Source organism: Propionibacterium acidifaciens DSM 21887, assembly GCF_000426605.1.
GTDB classification, from domain to species: domain Bacteria; phylum Actinomycetota; class Actinomycetes; order Propionibacteriales; family Propionibacteriaceae; genus Propionibacterium; species Propionibacterium acidifaciens.
This window is the reverse complement of the sequence record NZ_AUFR01000015.1, coordinates 1-18,563: the sequence shown is the minus strand read 5'-3', so window position 1 is coordinate 18,563 and position 18,563 is coordinate 1. Positions and strand designations below refer to the sequence as shown.

At 73.5% G+C, this 18,563-nt stretch carries 15 protein-coding genes, 1 tRNA gene and 1 riboswitch; of the genes, 7 read left to right on the top strand and 9 right to left on the bottom strand.

Features of this window, described 5'->3' with window-relative positions; translation table 11 throughout:
- Window positions 1–129 precede the first annotated feature (129 nt).
- The gene (locus K336_RS0106740; RefSeq protein WP_028706610.1) at window positions 130–1,641 is read left to right on the top strand and encodes a YihY/virulence factor BrkB family protein; all 1,512 of its coding nucleotides are present in this window, start codon (window positions 130–132) and stop codon (window positions 1,639–1,641) included.
- Here K336_RS0106740 and K336_RS0106735 read toward each other — a convergent pair.
- Genes K336_RS0106735 through cbiB form a run of 7 tightly spaced genes read right to left on the bottom strand, consistent with a single transcriptional unit; the run spans window position 1,611 to window position 9,760 of the window.
- Window positions 1,611–2,384 carry an adenosylcobinamide-GDP ribazoletransferase gene (locus K336_RS0106735; RefSeq protein WP_021796916.1) on the bottom strand — a complete coding sequence of 258 codons (774 nt, stop codon included), beginning with the start codon at window positions 2,382–2,384 and terminating at the stop codon, window positions 1,611–1,613. The two genes, K336_RS0106740 and K336_RS0106735, sit on opposite strands and share 31 nt — an antisense overlap.
- Complete coding sequence (locus K336_RS15055) at window positions 2,384–3,058, bottom strand: bifunctional adenosylcobinamide kinase/adenosylcobinamide-phosphate guanylyltransferase (protein WP_021796915.1); 675 nt, start codon at window positions 3,056–3,058, stop codon at window positions 2,384–2,386. The genes K336_RS0106735 and K336_RS15055 overlap by 1 nt, the downstream gene beginning before the upstream one ends.
- Window positions 3,055–4,125, bottom strand: a complete 1,071-nt coding sequence (cobT, locus tag K336_RS15050) for a nicotinate-nucleotide--dimethylbenzimidazole phosphoribosyltransferase (RefSeq protein WP_021796914.1) — start codon at window positions 4,123–4,125, stop codon at window positions 3,055–3,057. The genes K336_RS15055 and cobT overlap by 4 nt, the downstream gene beginning before the upstream one ends.
- Complete coding sequence (locus K336_RS15045) at window positions 4,115–6,679, bottom strand: cobyrinate a,c-diamide synthase (protein WP_081660647.1); 2,565 nt, start codon at window positions 6,677–6,679, stop codon at window positions 4,115–4,117. The genes cobT and K336_RS15045 overlap by 11 nt, the downstream gene beginning before the upstream one ends.
- Window positions 6,673–7,308 (bottom strand): cob(I)yrinic acid a,c-diamide adenosyltransferase, encoded by a 636-nt coding sequence (gene cobO, locus K336_RS0106715; RefSeq protein ID WP_081660646.1) that lies wholly within the window; start codon window positions 7,306–7,308, stop codon window positions 6,673–6,675. Before cobO ends, K336_RS15045 begins: the two co-directional genes overlap by 7 nt.
- On the bottom strand, window positions 7,305–8,756 hold the full coding sequence (locus tag K336_RS0106710) for a cobyric acid synthase (protein ID WP_028706607.1): 1,452 nt from the start codon (window positions 8,754–8,756) through the stop codon (window positions 7,305–7,307). The genes cobO and K336_RS0106710 overlap by 4 nt, the downstream gene beginning before the upstream one ends.
- Window positions 8,753–9,760, bottom strand: a complete 1,008-nt coding sequence (gene cbiB / locus K336_RS15040) for an adenosylcobinamide-phosphate synthase CbiB (RefSeq protein WP_051245487.1) — start codon at window positions 9,758–9,760, stop codon at window positions 8,753–8,755. Before cbiB ends, K336_RS0106710 begins: the two co-directional genes overlap by 4 nt.
- Window positions 9,761–9,801: 41 nt before the next feature.
- Between cbiB and K336_RS15035 the strand changes: the two genes are divergently transcribed.
- Window positions 9,802–10,383 (top strand): histidine phosphatase family protein, encoded by a 582-nt coding sequence (locus K336_RS15035; protein ID WP_081660645.1) that lies wholly within the window; start codon window positions 9,802–9,804, stop codon window positions 10,381–10,383.
- Between the two features lie 117 nt (window positions 10,384–10,500).
- Window positions 10,501–10,678, bottom strand: a riboswitch (cobalamin riboswitch).
- Window positions 10,679–10,746: 68 nt separating this feature from the next.
- On the opposite strand, the gene K336_RS0106695 is transcribed toward K336_RS15035, so the two are convergent.
- Window positions 10,747–12,156 carry an alpha,alpha-trehalose-phosphate synthase (UDP-forming) gene (locus tag K336_RS0106695; protein WP_028706606.1) on the bottom strand — a complete coding sequence of 470 codons (1,410 nt, stop codon included), beginning with the start codon at window positions 12,154–12,156 and terminating at the stop codon, window positions 10,747–10,749.
- A 195-nt stretch (window positions 12,157–12,351) separates the two neighbouring features.
- Between K336_RS0106695 and otsB the strand changes: the two genes are divergently transcribed.
- From otsB to K336_RS16950, 5 genes are all read left to right on the top strand, one after another.
- Window positions 12,352–13,239: a trehalose-phosphatase gene (gene otsB / locus K336_RS15030; protein ID WP_051245485.1), complete on the top strand. Its 888-nt coding sequence runs from the start codon at window positions 12,352–12,354 to the stop codon at window positions 13,237–13,239.
- Between the two features lie 24 nt (window positions 13,240–13,263).
- Window positions 13,264–13,337 (top strand) — tRNA-Ile (locus K336_RS0106685).
- 343 nt (window positions 13,338–13,680) lie between these two features.
- A complete protein-coding gene (locus tag K336_RS0106680) occupies window positions 13,681–15,366 on the top strand; it encodes a ribulokinase (RefSeq protein WP_028706605.1) in 1,686 nt (561 codons plus the stop codon).
- A 69-nt stretch (window positions 15,367–15,435) separates the two neighbouring features.
- Window positions 15,436–16,497 carry an NAD(P)H-dependent glycerol-3-phosphate dehydrogenase gene (locus tag K336_RS0106675; RefSeq protein ID WP_028706604.1) on the top strand — a complete coding sequence of 354 codons (1,062 nt, stop codon included), beginning with the start codon at window positions 15,436–15,438 and terminating at the stop codon, window positions 16,495–16,497.
- A gap of 672 nt (window positions 16,498–17,169) precedes the next feature.
- On the top strand, window positions 17,170–18,168 hold the full coding sequence (locus K336_RS16950) for a hypothetical protein (protein WP_028706603.1): 999 nt from the start codon (window positions 17,170–17,172) through the stop codon (window positions 18,166–18,168).
- Here K336_RS16950 and K336_RS17645 read toward each other — a convergent pair.
- Window positions 18,114–18,563 (bottom strand): transposase (locus K336_RS17645; protein WP_043150477.1); only part of this gene is annotated, 450 nt, incomplete at its 5' end. The two genes, K336_RS16950 and K336_RS17645, sit on opposite strands and share 55 nt — an antisense overlap.

Sequence of the window (18,563 nt, the reverse complement as noted above, 5' to 3'; positions counted from 1 at the left end):
GCCCCCGGACGCCCCGTCGTCAGACTCGTGCGTCGTTAGACTCGTGCCCATGGTTCCTGCTGCAGCCGAGGGGGCGCACCCGCGGCCCGTTGCCGGGCCCGCAGCGGGCCCGCGCACCGGTGGTGGGCGATGAGCAGGCTCTACCACGAGCCGCCCGCGCCGGCCCCCGCGAGGAACGAGCCCCGCGGGGCGATCGGCCGCATCAACCGCGTCCTGTCCTGGGCCTCGCGCAATCCCGTCGCCGCCCATCTGTGGCGCACCAACGACCGCTTCAACAACCGCCTCGGCAACCAGTTCGCCGGCGGCATCACCTACTTCAGCGTCCTGGCCGTCGTGCCGGTGCTCATGTTCGCGTTCAGCGCCCTGGGCTTCGTCCTCACGCGCATCCGCCCCGCCTGGCTCGCCCAAGTGAAGTCCGTCATCACCCGCAACGTCTACGCGGGCCCGCTGCGCGACACGATCCTCACCTACGTCGACCAGTACCTCTACAACTGGCAGGCCGTCGGTCTCGTCGCCCTCGTCGTGGCCCTGTGGGCCGGCGGCGGCTGGGTGGGCAACATCAAGAGCGCCATCCGCGCCATGTGGCGGCCCGAGTTCGACATGGACGAGAACAAGCACTTCTTCTTCGTCGAGGTGCTCATCAACATGGGCCAGCTGATCGGCTTCATCGTGCTCATCCTGCTGGCCTTCGCGGCGAACACCGTCTTCATCACCTGGGGCGAGGATCTCGTGAGACTGCTGCCGTTCGACGCCCTCGGTCTGTCGAACTGGCTCGTCCGGCTCGTGTCGGCATCGGTCTCGCTGGCCTCCGGCTGGCTGCTCTTCTACGCCTTCTTCACCGTCCTGCCCGCCGACAACAAGGCCCCGCGCCGTTCGGTGCGCCGAGGCTCCCTCATGGCCGCCGTCATGTTCTGGATCCTCCAGGCCGGCGCCGGCACCCTCGCGAGGATGTTCGCCCGGAATCGCAGCGCGGCCCTGTGGGGCGCCTCCTTCGTCGTGGCGCTGCTGTTCCTCAACCTCTTCGCCCGGCTGATCCTCTACGTCGCGTGCTGGATCGCGACGGCCAACCAGCCGGCGGTCGCCCGGCGCTGGAGCGACTTCGACCAGCCGCTGCGCCACCGCGACGACGCCGTCACCGTGCCCGGCCACTGGGACGCCGCCGACGAGGACCACGCCCGCCGCATGGCCGAGGAGGGCGCCGATCCGGACGTCGCCGCCCGCCGCACCACCGCCCAGGCGCTCGACACCGTCATGGGCAGCCTCATGTCGGGGCTGGGCGGTCCGCCCGCCGACGCGTCGACCCGCCGCACCCCGCTCGTCATCCGCCAGACGCGGCGCGGCGCGGTGCGGCGCCGGAGCGGCCGGCGGGGCCCGGTCGAGCCTCCCTGGACCGTGCCCGAGCCGGCCCGGCGCCGGCGGGTCCCCGGCCGCCACTGGCTGAGCGGGTTGGCGGCCGGCCTGGGCGCCGGGACGCTCCTGTCCCGGCTCGCCGACCGGCTCCTGGCGCGTCACCGGGGCGGGGGAGCGAGCAGCGGCGCGGACCGCGCCGCGCAGGGGCGCGAGGTCGATCGTGCCGCGCCGGGGCGCGGGGCCGACGGGCCCCGGGACGCTCAGACGGCGAGCGCGAGGACGAGCAGATAACCCAGCCCCGTCAGCTCGATGAGCGAGCCGAAGGTGTCGCCGGTCATCCCGCCCAGACGGGTCAGCAGATGGCGCTGCCACAGCGCCTCGACGAGCCATGCGAACGCGCAGGCGGCGACGGCCGCGAGCCCGGTCCGGGCGCCGAACAGCAGCCAGCCCCCGGCGGCCGAGACGACGAGCACGCCGGCCAGGTCCAGGACCACCGCGACGGGCGTCATGAGATCGGCGAAGAGCCGGCCGAGACTGCTCGTCGGGGCGCACGGGACGCCGCGCCTGGTGGCCAGGACGGCGGCCGTGCGGCCCACCATCGGCATCGTCGCGAGTGCCCAGAGGCAGCGCGGGCCCGCCAGGCGCGGCGAGGCCGCGGCCGCGATCTCCAGGACCAGCACGAGGATGATCGCGACGACGCCCATCGGACCGATGTCGGAGCGCTTCATGATGCGCAGCGCCTCCTCGGGGGGTCTGCGCGAGCCCAGCCCGTCGGCCGTGTCCGCCAAGCCGTCCAGGTGGAAGCAGCCGTTGGCCGCCGCGAGCACCGCCAGGGCGCCCGCCGTGGCGAGCAGCCTGCCGCCGCCGAGCAACTCGACGAGGGCGGCCGTGGCCGCGGCCAGCACGCCCAGGCACAGCCCGATGAGGGGGATCATCCGCATCGCCCGGGCGCAGGCGGGACGGCTGAAGTCGTCCACCCGGGGCGCGGGGACGATGGTGAACATCGCCCAGGCGGTGACGAAGCCCCCGGACATCAGGCAGGCCCCCCGCCCGCCAGGCCGTGCGCGGTCGTCGTGGCCGGCAGGTCGAGGGCGCGCCCGGCCACGCACAGGACGACCCGCTCGCAGGCGTCGGCGACGGTCGCGTTGAGGACGCCCAGCCAGTCGCGGAAGCCGCGGCCGCCGGCGTCGGCGGGGACGATCCCCGCCCCGACCTCGTTGGTGACGAGCACGACGGTGCGCCGGCTGGCGGCCAGGGCGGCGGTCAGCGCGTCGACGCGCTCCCGCACGAGGGGCCCGGCCGCGTCGCGGTCGGCCCAGAAACCGGTCCCGTCGAGGACGCGGGTCAGCCACACGCCGAGACAGTCCACGAGGACCGGAGGGCCGTCGGCGGCCAGCACCCCGGCCACGTCCATCGTCTCGACCGTGCGCCAGTGGGCGGGCCGACGGGCCACGTGGGCGGCGATGCGGGCCATCCACTCGGGGTCGCCCTCGTCGCGCTCGCTCGTGGCCACGTAGTCGACCGCCGGCGCGCCGGCCAGCAGCGACTCGGCGTAGCTCGACTTCCCCGAGCGGGCCCCGCCCGTGACGAGGGTGCGCCGACCTCCGACCGGCTCGTGGACGACCCGGGCGCCGAACGCCTCCAGCGCTTCGACGAGGGCCGCCGTGCGCGGGTCGTCGTCGGGCAGCTCGACGGCGAGGCGGCTCATGACTCCTGCTCCGCGCTCACCCGGCCGTCCGAGAAGTGTGACATCTCCCGCATGATCCGGGCCGCTGCGGTGAGCACGGGCAGGGCCAGGGCGGCGCCGGAGCCCTCGCCCAGACGCATGCCGAGCCGGATGATCGGGCTCAGCCCGAGCCGCTCGATGGCGACCGCCAGGCCGGGCTCGGCGCCGAGGTGCCCGGCGAACAGATAGCCCCCGGCCTCGGGGGCGAGCGCGACGGCCGCCAGCGCGGAGGAGACGGCGATGACGCCGTCGAGGACGACGGGCACCCGCGCGGCGGCGCCGCCCAGGACGAAGCCCGCCATCGCCGCGTGCTCGAGGCCGCCGACGGCCGCGAGCACGCCGAGGGCGTCCAGGGAGGCGACGTCGTTGACGGCCAGGCCCTGCGCGACGGCCCGCGTCTTGCGGGCAAGCATCTCGTCGTTCGCGCCGGCGCCGCGGCCGGTGACGGTCTCGGGCGAGCCGCCGGTGTAGGCGGCGATGAGGGCCGCCGCCGGGGTGGTGTTGCCGATGCCCAGCTCGCCGGGGGCGAGTGCCCGCGCCCCGCCGTCGACGGCGTCCAGGGCCGCCCGGACGCCGATCTCGAGGGCGCTCGTGGCCTGCTCGCGCGTCATCGCCGGGCCCCGGCTCAGGTCGGCGGTGCCCGCTGCGACGCGACAGTTGACGATGCGCTCGCCCTCGGGCAGCTCCTTGAGGCCGCCCACGTTGTAGAGACGGTAGTCGGCGCCGGCGTGGCGGGCCAGGACGCTCACCGAGGCGCCGCCTCCGGCCAGGTTCACGCCCATCGAGTAGGTGATCTCCTGGGGCCACGGCGAGACGTGATGGGCCTGCACGCCGTGGTCGCCCTCGAAGACGCCGACGAAGCCGGGGGAGGGCAGCGGCGGCGGGCACTGGCCGGAGATGGCGCACAGCTGCACTCCGAAGGCCTCGAGGTCGCCGAGCGAGCCGGGCACCTTGGTCAGGTCGTCCTGCCAGGCCAGGGCCCGCTCCCGGGCGTCCTCGTCGACCGGGACGATCCGTCCGATCGTGCCCTCCAGCAGTTCACCGCTCATGATGCGCTCCATCCGATTCGTGGTTGTGTCCGTGGTCGTGGTCCCCGCCGCGGCGGGCGGCGAGATGCTCGTCGAGGGCCGTGACGAAGGCCCGGCTCGTCCCGGGCCCGCGCACGGCCAGGCGCAGCCAGCCGGGCCCCAGTCCCGGGAAGGACTCGCCGCCGCGCACCGCGAACCCGGCGGCCCGGAGGTGCGCGCGCAGCGGCTGGGGCTCGTAGTCGCGCAGATCGGCCAGGACGAAGGGCCCGGCCGGCTCCGGCACGGTGCGCACCCCGATCGAGGCGAGCCCGTCGACGAGGACCCGCCGGTCGGCGGCCGTGGCCCGGGCCTGGGCGTCGGCGAGCGCGACGGCCCGCGGCCCGCTCGTGGCCAGCGCCGCGTCGAGGGCGGGCGCCGAGACGGGCCAGGCGTGCTGGTGGGCGGCCAGGGCGGCGATCAGCACGGGGTCGCCGACGACGTAGCCGATCCGCACGCCGGGGATCGACCAGGTCTTCGTCAGCGAGCGCACGACGAGCACGCCGTCCATGTCGGGGCCGATGAGAGAGGCCGGTTCGCCGGGCACGGCGTCCATGAAGGCCTCGTCGACGACGAGGATGCGCCCGGGCCGGCGCAGGGAGCGCAGCGCCTCGGCCGGGTGCAGGACGCTGGTCGGGTTCGTCGGGTTGCCGACGACGACGAGGTCGCTGCGCGGGTGGACGCGCTCCGGGTCGAGGGTGAATCCCTCGCCTGCGTGCAGGACGACGCGCCCGACCGGGTGGCCCCGGGCGCGCAGCGCCACCTCGGGCTCGGTGAACTGGGGGTGCACGACGGCCGCCCAGCGCGGTGCGAAGGCGGCCGCGATGAGGGAGAAGGCCTGCGAGCCGCCGGCCGTGACGAGCACCTGCTCCGGCGCCACGGCATGCCGGGCGGCGAGGGCCAGGCGGGCCGGCCCGGCATCCGGGTAGCGGGCCCAGCCGTCGGTGCGGGCGGTGAGCTCGCGCACGAGCCAGTCCGGCGGGGCCGGGGCGTGGACGTTGACGGCCAGGTCGGTCGCGCCCGGCACGTGGTCCCGGTCGCCGTGGTGGCCCAGGTCGGTCACGCCGGGCAGCGTGCCGCGCCGGGCGCCGACGGCCCGCCCGACGGGACGGCCGGAGAACGCCGCGGCGGCCGCGGCGAAGCGCTCGGCGAGCCGGGGACAGCCCGCCCAGTGCAGGTGCTGGTAACTGGCGTGGACACTGGCCTCCCCGCCCGCCGGGGCGGCGACGACGCCCTCGCGGCGCTGCCCGCCGACGGTCCAGGCCGGTGTCAGAGGCCCGGCGCTCCCGCCGGGCTCGACGTCGGTGCGGTGGAACTCGTGGGCGCGGACGGTCTCGCCGGCGCGCAGCAGGAAGCTGTCGGCCGCGGCCGTCGCCTCGTGGTAGCCCATCGTCAGGCGCGGGGTCATCGCCGCGTCGAGGTCGAGGGCCCCGGTCATCGCCAGGCCGTCGAGGCTGCGGCACAGGTACAGCAGGCCGGCGCACTCGGCGACGACGGGCATGCCCCGGTCGACCGCCGCCGCGATCCGGGCTCGCAGGGGGCCGTTGGCGGCCAGCGCCGTGGCGTGGATCTCGGGAAAGCCTCCCCCCAGGTAGATGCCGGCCGTGCCCGGCGGCAGCTGCTCGTCGTGCAGCGGGTCGAAGGGGACCACCGTGCAGCCCGCCGCCTCGAGCAGTTCGGCGGTCTCGGCGTAGCGGAAGGTGAAGGCCCGGCCGGCGGCCATGGCGATGACCGCGCCGGCGCCGACCCGGGCGAGCTGCTCGGCCGGGTCCCACGGCGCGTACGGCAGTGCGGGGGCGGTCGACGCCAGCCCCAGCACGGCGTCCAGGTCGACGTGCTCGGCGACGAGCTCGCCGGCCCGCTCGACGAGGGCCCCGGCCCGTTCGCCCTGCTCGTCGGCGGTGACCAGGCCCAGATGGCGAGAGCCGACCCGGACCCGGTCCCGGGCGGGGATGCGTCCGAGGACGGGCAGCCCGAAGCGGGCGCAGCCGGCCTCGATCTCGTCGGCGACGCGCGGGCTCATCACCCGGTTGAGGATGACCCCGCCCACCGTGACGCGCTCGTCGAAGGCGGCCATGCCGGCGCAGACCGCGGCGCTCGTGCGCGAGGCGTGCGAGGTGTCGACGACGAGGACCACCGGGGCGCCGAGCTCGCGCGCCACGTGGGCGGTGGAGCCGAAGCCCACCGGGTCGTCGGTGCCGTCCGGCCAGGGGCCGAGCCTGCCGTCGAACATGCCCATGACCCCCTCGACGACCGCCGCGTCGGCCGGGGCCGGGGTCAGCGCGCCGTGCTCGAACAGTGGGACGATCCGCTCGGTGCCGCACAGCCAGGGGTCGAGGTTGCGGCCGGGGCGCCCGCAGGCCAGTGCGTGGTAGCCGGGGTCGATGTAGTCCGGGCCCACCTTGAAGCCGGCCACCGCCGTCCCGCGTGCGGCCAGCGCGGCCATGAGGCCGATCGCCACGGTCGTCTTGCCGGTGCTCGAGGCGGGCGCGCCGATGACGACGCGGGGGATCGCGAGGGTTTCGGGCCGGTTCACCATTCGATGCCCGCCTGGCCTCGTTCACCCTTGTCGTAGGGGTGCTTGAGCTTGTCCATCGAGGTGACCAGGTCGGCCGCGTCGATGATCTGCCGGGGGCAGCGGCGTCCGGTGATGACGACGTGCTGGACGCCCGGGCGCCCGGCGAGGAGGCGCGCGGCCTTGTCCGGGTCGACCCAGCCCTTGTCCAGCACGTGGGCGAACTCGTCGAGGATGTACAGGTCGTGGGCCTGCGCCCCGAGGAGGGCGCGCACGTGCTCCCAGCCGGCGCGCGCCATGGCGGCGTTGTCGGCCGGGTCGGCGCCCCGCAGCCAGCTGCGGCCGCGCCCGAAGCACTCCCATGTGACGGGCCCGCCGACGCCCTCGGCGTCGTGGAGGGCGCCGAGCCGCTCGTAGGCGAGCCGTTCTCCGGTGGGCCACCTGCCGGACTTGATGAACTGGAAGACCCCGATCGACCAGCCGCGCGCCCAGCCCCGCAGGCCCATGCCGAAGGCCGCCGTGGACTTGCCCTTGCCGTCGCCGGTGTTGACGATGAGGCGGGCCCTGCGGCGCAGCTGCGCGGTGCTCGGCCGGGCTGCGGCGCCGGTCCCGGTCGTCGCGTCGCCGGTCGTCGGGCCACCGGTGCCGGTCATCGGGCGCTCTCCTTCGCCAGCGCGAGCAGGGCGTCGACGTCGAGGTGCTCGGTCATCGCGTCGGCGAGCGTCTCGATCATCCGCTCGCGGCGCTGCGCGTAGCCGTCGGCCCGCTCGTCGGGGCTCCAGCCGGAGCCGGTGAGGGCCGCCACCTCGGACAGGAGGGCCCGGCGGAAGTCGTCGTTCTCGAGGCAGCCGTGCAGCATCGTGCCCCACGTGTTGGCGCTGCGCACGCCGTCGAGGAAGGGCTCGCCGCCGTCGATCCGGCACCGGCCGTGGTGGATCTCGTAGCCGGTGACGGCCGTCCCCCGATGGTCGTGGGTGGCCACCCGGACGGTCTTGTCGTCGTCGAAGAGCACCCGCACCGGCAGCAGGCCCAGGCCCGGGACGAGGCCGGAGCGGGACTCGACCCCGTCGTCCAGCTGCTCGGCGAGCATCTCGTAGCCGCCGCAGATGCCCAGCACCGGTCGGCCCTGCGCGTGGCGGCGGACGACGACCTCCCCGAGGCCGCGCCCGGCCAGCCAGGCGAGGTCGTCGACGGCGGCGCGGGAGCCCGGCAGGACGAGCAGATCGGCCCGTTCGGCCACCCGCGGGTCGTCGGTCACCTGCACGTCGACGCCGGGCTCGGCGGCCAGGGCCTCGACGTCGGTGGCGTTGGAGATGCGGGGCAGGCGGACGACCGCCACGTGGAGGGCGCTCCGCCCGGGGTCCTCGTCGCGGGCCCAGCGGTCGACCCGGAGGGAGTCCTCGCCGTCGATCCACACGTCGGGCAGCCAGGGCAGCACGCCGTAGTCCCTCATGCCGGTGCGCCGGTCGATCTCGTCGAGGCCGGGGTCCAGGATCGAGGCGTCGCCGCGGAACTTGTTGATGACGTAGCCGCGCAGCAGGGCCCGGTCGGCCTCCTCGAGCAGGGCCCAGGTGCCGTACAGGCAGGCCAGGACGCCGCCGCGGTCGATGTCCCCGATGATGACGGTGGGCAGGGTGAAGCGCCTCGCCAACCCCATGTTGACGTAGTCCCCGGAGCGCAGGTTGATCTCGGCCGGGCTGCCGGCGCCCTCGCAGAGGACGAGTTCGTGGCGGGCGGCCAGGTCGGCGTAGGCGTCGAAGGCGGCCTCGGCCAGGCGGCGGCGCCCGGTCGCGTACTCGCCGGCGTCGAGCTCGCCGGCGGGCGAGCCCATGAGCACGATGAAACTGCGCCGGTCGGTGCCGGGCTTGAGGAGCACCGGATTCATCCGTGCCTCGGGGACGACGCCCGCGGCGGTCGCCTGCAGGTACTGGGCGCGGCCGATCTCGGCGCCGTCGGGGCAGACCATCGAGTTGTTCGACATGTTCTGCGACTTGAAGGGCACGACGTCGATGCCGCGCCGGGCGGCCACCCGGCACAGGCCCGTGACGAGGGCGGACTTGCCCGCATCCGAGCTCGTCCCGGTCATGAGGAGACCACTCATGGCTGTCCTTTCCGATGACGTGCGCGCCGACGCCGGGTCCGGCCGGAGGCGACGGCACCGAGGCCGGCCAGCGCGCCGGCGGTGCCGCTGACCAGGTGGACGAGCCGGGCGGCGGCGCGCACGGCCGCACCGTCGGGACGGGGCCCGTCGCCGAGCAGGCCGCGGTGCTCGACGCGCCCGCCGGGGTAGACGTTGCGTCCGCCGAGCCGGACGCCGAGCGCGCCGGCCCAGGCCGCCTCGCACCAGCCGCCGTTCGGGCTGGGGTGGTCGGAGGCGTCCCGGACCATGACGCGTCCCGCCCGGCGGGGGTCGCCGCCGACGGCAGGGGCGAGCAGACAGGCCAGGGCCCCGGTGAGACGGGCGGGGACCAGGTCGAGGGCGTCGTCGAGGCGGGCCGAGGCGGTGCCGAAGCGGGCGTGGCGCTCGTCGCGGTGACCGACCATGGCGTCCAGCGTGTTGACGGCGCGGTGGACGAACATCGCGGGGACGCCGCCGACGGCCCCCCAGAACAGCGAGGCGACGGCGGAGTCCGCGGTGTTCTCGGCCATCGACTCGACGGCGGCGCGGGCCAGCTCGGGCCCGTCCAGCGCGCTCGCGAGGCGCCCGCACAGGTGCGGGAGCTGCGCACGGGCCCCCACCAGGTCGTCGTCCTCGAGCCGCTCTGCCATCGTCCGGCCCTCGCGGGCCAGGGAGTCCGCGCCGACGACCGTCCACGTCGCGAGGCCGGTGACGGCGGCGCGCGCGAGGACGCCGCGGCGACCGAGCGCCTCCAGGGCGAGGCCGGCCGCCGCGGCGGGCGCGCAGGAGACGAGGCAGTAGGCGGCGCCGCGGGCCCGGGAGTCGGCCCACATGCGGCGCTCCAGCCAGCCGGCCCAGCGCCCGAACCAGGCCACCGGGTGGCGGGCGTCCGGCGGGTCGGGGACGAGACGGTCGGCGACGACGCCGGCGACCAGCCCCAGCCCCCGGCCCGGACCGCCGAGCGGCGGGGGGAGTTCTCGACGCATCCGCCCGGTCATGGCCGCCACGCTCCGGTTAGGCTGCCGGCATGAGGCGTGGGCGTGTGGAGTTCGCACTGGTGCGGCACGGCGAGTCCGAGGGCAATCTCGGCGGACGCGTGCTCGGCGGGCAGCTGGGGCCCGACCTCACGGCCCGCGGCCGGACCCAGGCGCGTGCGGCGGCGCGGGAGCTCGCCGACTGGGGAGCCGACGCCCTGTGGAGCTCCGACATGGTGCGCGCCCGTCGGACAGCCGAGCAGATCGCCCTGCGGACGGGGCTGCCGGTGAGGACGACGGGGCTGCTGCGCGAGCAGAACCACGGGCGCTTCGACGGCGCCGAGCCCGGGACGCTCGTCGCCGAGAAGACACCGCCGGGCCTGGACGTCACGGAGGTGCGCTGGGGCGGAGGGGAGTCGATCGTCGACGTGTACGCGAGGCTGCGCGTCTTCTGCGAGCAGATCGCCGCGGGGGCCGCCGAGCGCGTCATCGTGGTAGGCCACTCCGACATGGGCTGCTGCTTCACCTCGATGCTCGCCGGCCTCGACCACCGCCGGGTGCGCTGGAACCGCCTGCACCACGGCCAGGTGGCCTATCTGAGCTGGGTGCCCGGGCAGCAGGCGCTGCCCGTCTGAGAGGGCCGGCGGCCGCCCGCCCGGGGGCGGGACCGACGGGGGCGCGGGCCGCCTGCGCAGGGCGCCCGCGCATCGGGTGCGATCGTCGATCACCGGGCCGTCCTTCGCACAGCGGGGTCGGGAGGAACGGCTCGGGCCGCTCTCCTCGACCGGGAGTCGATTGCCGCCGCGTTCAGGCGACCGGGCTCGGGGCCCGGGGGCCCCATCACCGTTGCGGGACAGCGCCGGATTCGCACCGGCTTCGCTGGGAACGCGGCATCAGCCGTCGCCGGCTGACCAGACAGACCTTAGTACACCGCGGGCGGGCCACAAGGGCCCGGTCATCCGAGCGGTGCCGGCGGTCTGCGGGCCGTCCCGGGTTGCTCAGGCGCGCTCGGTGGTGACGCCCAGGTCGCGCAGGAAGTTCGAGGCCCACTCCTCGATGTCGTGCGTGAAGACCTGCTTGCGCATCGCCCGCATGCGGCGTGCGTGGTTGGCGAGGTCGTCGCCGCTGGCGCGCAGCAGCTGGTTCTTCATGCCGTTGAGGTCGTAGGGGTTGACGAGATAGGCCTGCTTGAGCTGGATGGCCGCGCCCGCGAACTCGCTGAGCACGAGGGCCCCGGCGTCGGAGTCGTGCGCGGCGATGTACTCCTTGGCCACGAGGTTCATGCCGTCGCGCAGCGGGGTGACGACGGCGACGTCGGCCGCGCGGTACATGGCGGCGAGGGTCGTCTTCGGGTAGCTGGAGTGGCGGTACTCGATGGGGCTGCGGCCGATGCGTCCCACTGAGGAGTTGATGCGCCCGACCATCTCGTCCAGCTGGGAGCGCAGCGCCTTGTACTGCGCGACTTTCTCGCGGGTCGGCGTGGCCACCTGGAGGTAGACGTTGCGCTCGGGGTCGAGCTGGCCGGAGGTGAACAGCTCGCCGAAGGCGCGCACCCTCCGGCGCAGGCCCTTGGTGTAGTCGAGCCGGTCGACGCCGAGGAAGATGTGCTCGGGGTCGCCCAGGTCGGCGCGCAGCTGGGCCGCCTCCTCGCGCACCTGCGGGCTGCGCGACAGGTTGAGCATCTCCTGCGCGTCGATGGAGATCGGGTAGTCGCGGGCGATGACCATGCGCCCGTCGGGCAGGTGGATCTCGCCGCGGCGCGGCCGCCCGCTCGTGATCATGCGGGACAGGCTCGTGAAGTTGTGGGCGGAGTTGGCCTCTTGGAAGCCGATGAGGTCGGCGCCGAGCAGGCCCTGGATCACCTGGGCGCGCCAGGGGAGCTGCCGGAACAGCTCGGACGGCGGGAACGGGATGTGGAGGAAGAAGCCGATGCGCAGGTCGGGGCGCATCTCGCGCAGCAGCTCGGGGACGTTCTGCAGCTGGTAGTCCTGGACCCACACGGTGGCGCCGGGGGCGGCCACCTCGGCGGCCGCGGCGGCGAAGCGCTCGTTGACCCGTATGTACGACTCCCACCACTCGCGGTGGTACTCGGGGTGCGCGACGCAGTCGTGGTAGAGCGGCCAGAAGGTGGTGTTCGACATGCCCTCGTAGTACTCGGCGACCTCCTCGGCGCTCAGCGGCACGGGGTGGACGCCGAAACCGTCGAAGGCGAAGGGCTCGATGGTCTCGTCGGCCGAGCCACCCCAGCCCACCCAGGTGCCGCCGTGCTCCTTCATGACGGGGATGAGGGCGGTCACGAGGCCGCCGGGGGAGGCCGCCCAGCCCTGCGAGCCGTCGTCGTTCGTCCGGCGGTCGACCGGCAGGCGGTTGGCGACGACGACGAACCGGGCGTCACCCCGAACCCCCATGTCGGCCGGACCCGCCGTGGCCGGAGCCGGGGCGCTGCTCACAGGGCTGCTCGTCGGGCCGATTGTCATTGCGAAGACCTCCCTGGCTTCAACCGCTTGGGCCCAGGATACAAGTCCCTCGCCAGATCCCGTTCCCCCGAAGCCCGGACGGACCGGCCGGCGGCGCGTCGGCGCCCTCTCTGGCACAGTGGTGCCATGAGCGCTCAGCAGTTCCCGAATCCCCTTGTTCAGCCTCGGACCGACTGGGCGCGGCGAACTCGGGCGGAGATTCTCGCCTCACCAGGGCGTTCGGTGCTCTGCCTCGACTTCGACGGCACGCTCGCTCCGATCGTCGAGCATCCCGAGGACGCCCGGCCGCTTCCGGCCGCACTGGACGCCGTCGACGCGCTGGCCGCCCGGCTCGGCTGCATCGCCGTCGTCACCGGCCGTCCCGTGCGCACGGTCCTGGAGCTGGGCGGCCTCGACCGCCTCACGAATGCGCGGGGGCTGCGCGTCTACGGCCAGTACGGCGCCGAGCGCTGGGACGGCGCGAGCGGCCGGGTCGTCGCGCCGGATCGGCCGGCGAGCATCGGGCTGGCCGTCGAGCGGATCGGCGCCCTCGTCGAGGGGGCGGCCGCCGCCGGCGAGCCGGTCGAGGGCGCGCGCCTGGAGGACAAGGGCCTCGCCGTGGGCGTTCACACCCGCTCGTGCGCCGATCCGGCCGCCGCCCTGGGGGCGCTCGAGCCGGGGCTGCGGGCCCTGGCCGACGAGCTGGGGCTCGTCGTCGAGCCCGGCCGCAACGTCGTCGAGCTGCGCTCCAGCGCCCTGACCAAGGGCGACGCGGTGCGCGGGCTCGTCGGCGAGTTCGAGCCTGCGGCGCTGGCCTTCTGCGGCGACGACGCCGGCGACATCGCGGGCTTCGACGCGGTGCGCGCCTGGCGCGGCGAGGGTCGTCCTGGGGCGGTGGTGGTCTCGGGCTCGGTCGAGGTGCCCGCCCTGGCCGAGCGGGCCGACGTGCTGTGCGCCGGGCCGGCCGGGATCGCCGCCTGGCTCGGTTCCCTGGCCGACCGGCTGGCGGCCGGCGGGCCGTCGTCGATCGGCTAGCCTGTGAACCGCCCGGCCGGGCAGGGGGCGTTAGCTCAGCAGGTCAGAGCAGGGGACTCATAATCCCTGGGTCGTGGGTTCGAGCCCCACACGCCCCACCGCCGCGCGGTCGGTCCGTTCCACGTGCCGTGCCCGCCGGCTCGACCGTCCCCGTGGCGGCAGGTGCCGAGTGACAGCAGGTGCCGGCCGCCGGGGCGGCGTTCGGAGGCGGCCCTCCGGAGAGCGCCCGGCACCCCGGTTCGTCCCCTGAATCCTTCCGGGGCGCCGAGCTCTCCTTAACACGGGGCCCTCCACTGGGTCATGATGGGGCCCGACGATGCACGATCCGATCCCCGGTCGGCCGGTCGGTCCGCGGCGATGCCGCCGCGGGCGGCGTTCGGTCGGGGTCGGGATCCCGGGCACCGCCGCCCGGGCCGGATCCACCAGCACCAGGAGGCTCCGATGAGCAGTGGCACGTACGTCCTCGGCATCGACTTCGGCACCCTGTCCGGGCGCGCCGTCGTCGTGGACGCCGCGACCGGCGAACAGCTCGGCACCCACGTCACCGAGTACCCGCACGGTGTCATGGACACCGCTCTCACGGCGGGCGACGGCCGCTCGCTGCCGCCCGAGTTCGCGCTCCAGGACCCCCGCGATTACGTCGAGGTGCTGCGCCGGTCCGTCCCCGCGGCCGTCGGGACGGCCGGCGTCGAGGCGTCCGACATCGTCGGGATCGGCATCGACGCCACCTCGGCGACCGTGCTCCTCACCGACCGGCACGGCACGCCGCTGTGCGAGAAGCCCGGCTTCGAGAATGACATCCACGCCTACGTCAAGCTGTGGAAGCACCACGGCGCCCAGAACCAGGCCACGCGGCTGGTGAAGATCGCCGAGGCCCGCCGCGAGCCGTGGCTCGCCCGCTACGGCGGCGTGCTCTCCTCCGAACTGCTCCTGCCGAAGGTGCTCGAGGTCTTCGAGATGGCTCCGCGGACCTACGCCGCCGCCGACGTCGTCGTCGACCTCGTCGACTGGCTCACTTGGCGCCTGACGGGCACGCTCACGGCAGCCGCCGGCGACTCCGGATACAAACGGATGCTCCAGGACGGCTCGTACCCCTCACGCGAGTACCTCGAGGCGGTCCGACCCGGCTTCGGCTCCGTCTACGAGGACAGGATGGACTACCCGGTCATCCCGCTCGGCGGGCGGGTCGGCGGCCTCACGGCCGAGTTCGCCGAACTCATGGGCCTGCCCGAGGGCATCTCCGTGGCCGCCGGGAACATCGACGCCCATGTCGTCGTGGCCGGCGCCAACGCCGTCCGCCCGGGTCAGCTCACGGCGATCCTCGGCACCTCCTCCTGCTACGTCCTCAACGACCGGCAGTACCACGACTGCCCGGGCGTCTTCGGGATCGTCGACGGCGGCGCCGTCGACGGCTCATGGGGCTTCGAGGCGGGCCAGACGGCCGTCGGCGACATCTTCGCCTGGTTCGTCGACCACTGCGTGCCCGCCGAGTACGAGCGCGAGGCCGCCGCCCGGGGGCTGTCGGCGCACGAGCTCCTCGTCGAGAAGGCGAGCGGCCAGGAGATCGGCGAGCACGGCCTCGTCGCGCTCGACTGGCACAACGGCAACCGGTCGATCCTCGCCGACGCACGGCTGTCGGGCCTCGTCCTGGGCCAGACGCTCGCGACCCGCCCCGAGGACGTCTACCGGGCGCTGCTGGAGGCCACCGCCTTCGGCTGCCGCGTCATCATCGAGAACTTCGAGGAGCACGGCGTCGGGGTCGACGAGATCGTCGCCGCCGGGGGCCTGCTGAGGAACACCACCTACATGCAGCTGCTGGCCGACATCACCCGCCGGCCCATCTCCCTCTCGCTCGCCGAGCAGACCGGCGCCCTCGGGGCGGCCGTCTTCGCCGCGGTGGCGGCTGGCGTCCACCCCGACGTGTTCGTCGCGGCCGACGCCATGGCCTCCGTCGAGCGCAACGCCTACGTGCCCCGCGAGACGGTCTCGGAGCAGTACGACGCCCTCTACGACATCTACAAGGAGCTGCACGACCTCTTCGGGCGCTACAACGGAGTCAGCCCGATGCACCGTCTCAAGGAGATCCGCGCCCGCATCTTCCGGGACCGCGCACCGGCCGGCGCATGAGAGCCGCCGCACACGATCGACCACCGCACCCGACACGAGAACGACACGACGCGAAGGGACACCACTGACATGGCAAGGATCGCCGCACTGGGCTCGGGAGTCATGGCCACCGCCCTGTCCTTCCCCATCTCCGAGAACGGCCACGACGTCCGTCTCGTCGGGACCTTCCTGGACCGCGAGATCATCGACTCGATCCAGCGGACCGGGGTGCACCCCGACCTGGGGCTCAGGGTCAACGACGGCGTCCGCGCCTTCCAGCTCGAGAACGCCGACGAGGCCATCGCCGACGCCGACGTCGTCCTGTGCGGCGTGAACTCCTTCGGCGTCGAGTGGGCCGGCGAACAGCTGGCACGGCTCATGCGGCCCGGGCAGAAGCTCCTGTGCGTCACGAAGGGCATGCGCGCCGACGAGGACGGCACGCTGCACATCCTGCCCGACGTGCTGCGCTCCTACTTCGACCCCCGGTTGGCCGAGCAGGTCTCGTGGAACGCCGTCGTCGGCCCCTCCATCGCCGGCGAGGTGGCCGTCCACCACGACACCTGCGTCGTCTTCTGCGGCCGGGACAGGGCCGATCTCGAGCAGCTCGCGGGGCTCTTCCGCACCGCCCACTACCACGTGTGGACGTCCACGGACTTCGTCGGGCACGAGACCGGCGCGGCGACGAAGAACGTCTACGCCTTCGCCGCCGGCTTCGCGCAGGGGCTGCTGCGCAGGGCCGGCAAGCAGGACGACCGCTACGTCATGTACAATTACGGCGCCGCCGTCTTCGCCCAGGGGCAGAAGGAGCTGCGCTCCTTCATCGCGCTCATGGGCGGCGACCCCGAGACCGGCGACGGTCTGGGCGGGGTGGGCGACATGTTCGTCACCTCGATGGGCGGGCGCAATGTGCGGGCGGGCGCCTTCGTCGGCGAGGGCATCCCGTTCTCCGAGGTGCGGGAGCAGCGCATGAAGGGCGTGACCCTCGAGGGCGTCGCCGCCATCGGGGTCATCGGCGGGGCCCTCGGGCCGTTGACCGAGCGCGGGGTCATCGGGGCGGACGAGTATCCGCTGTGCCGCTTCCTCCATTCGGTGGTGGCCCGGGACGCGCCGCTGGAGATGCCCTGGGACGAGTTCTTCCGCGACCTGAGGTAGCCGCGGTCCCGGTGCCGCCCCCGCTCTCGGCCGCGGAGCGCGGAGGACACGGGGCAGTGACGAGGACGAGCGGGCGCGCTCAGGGGGCCCTTCGTGCACGGGTGCGACGGGTCCCTCGTGCTGCGCGCGGGTGTGAGCCTCAGACCGTGCGCCGGTAGAAATTGCCGTCGAGGTCCGTCCGCGCGCGCGGGTGCAAGATCGGCGACACGGCGATGCCGGGTGGGTGATAGAGGCCCTGGCCGGGCGCCGACGCGCCTGCGGTCCCGGTCTCGGGGCCGCAGGGACTGGCGCCGCCTGCGGTCCGGCTGCGCGTGCGGCCCGGCTGCGGGATCCCGCGGCGCTGGACACAACGTCGTCCCGTCCTCCTGCGCGCATGATCGGTGCCGTCGAGCCGAGTGTCCAGGCCGGGAACCGGGGCGATCCCCGTGCGTGCGCGCGGACGGATGGATCGACCTCGGCGCGTCGAGCAGGAGAACGGTGTGCCGCGCGGGGAGTTCGCGGCCGTCCGGTTCCAAGGATGATCACAGCTTCAGTCGGCCGTCCACAGCGAAGTCCTGGTCGCCCACAGCTTCCCCTAGAGGTAGAACGATAGGTTCCCCTAGGGGTAAAGGTGTACCCCCGGTCGTCTACTCGCCCGATCGCAGCGCCAAGCAGCACTAAGGAGTGTGCGCAATGACCGTCAACCAGGGGCCTCAGGACGGGAGCCAGACTCCCGGCAACGGAGATCATTCGGCCCAGCCCGGCGGTATTCCCCCTCAGCCCGGCGGGGTCCCCGCCTACGCCAACGCCTTCCCGGCGCAGGGCGGCGGGGTTCCGCCCTGCAACGGCGGGTATTCGGGTGGGGTTCCGCCGTACCCGCCTCAGCAGGGCGGTTTCTCTCCCCAGCCCCCGCAGAAGAGGCCCGTCTACAAGCGGGTGTGGTTCTGGATCGTCATCGCCGCCGTTGTTCTCGCGCTGATCGGGGCGTTCATGAACGGGCCGGGCTCGGGTTCGAGCAGTAGTGGTACGGTCACCGCCGGTTCGGGTTCCCAGCCCCGTGAGCAGGGCAGGAATGACATTCAGCCTCTGACGGTGGTGGACTCCAACTACTCCCTCTCCAGCGGGTATGTGAAGTACGTGCTTGAGATCCAGAACACCAACACTGACTACAAGGCGCTCTTCGCCCATGTCAACATCGTGGGCAAGACCACCGATGGCTCCATCCGGTTCTCGGACGACTGGACGATCGGTGACATCGAGCCGGGGACCACCACCTTCTGGGCGAGTCAGGCGGGCAACGGGGATTCACTGGAGACGGACACCGTCGAGATCACGGTGAGCGTTGACGACAGCGACTGGATCAAGAGCGATGGTGTGCCCGAGAACCTCTACACGATCACGAACACGACCGTGAACACCAACCCGTACGGCATGATCACCGCCACCGGGGAGATCACTCTCAATGAGGAGGGCGACACCTATCGCATGCCGATGATCGTCGTCGTGCTCAAGGATGCCGATGGCAAACTCGTCGGCGGGTTCGACGGATTCATCGACTCCGATTTGACCGTGGGTACGCAATCGACGTTCGAGGTCAATGATTTTGCGATGCATGCTGACTACGCCAGCTATGGCTGTCATGAAACAAAATCGTTTCTGGTTTCGCGGAGTGGGAGGTGTTCGAAGTCGTAGTCGACGGTGCGTCCGGTGATGTATGAGGCGAATGCGCCGAAGGTTTCTTCGGGGGTCTCGCGCTGGATGTTCGCGATGTTGTTCTTGGCCGCGTTCCAGACGTGCTCGACCGGATTGTGGTCGGGCGCGTACGGTGGCAGATGGATCGGCGTGATGCGCTCCAACAGCTGACCCGGCTCGTACAGGTCGGTCAACGCTTTCGCGTGGTGGAAGCGGGCGTTGTCCAGGACGACCGCGATCTTCTCTGTCTCGGTTTCTCGTTGGAGCCGGTCCAGGGAGAGGATCGTCTGCCAGGTGTTCTGGTTGCCCTCGATCGGGTACAGTTTGACTTTTTTGCTGGTCAGCGAGAGGGCGCCGAAGAAGGACTGGGACGTCTTCTGCCGGTCCACGGACAG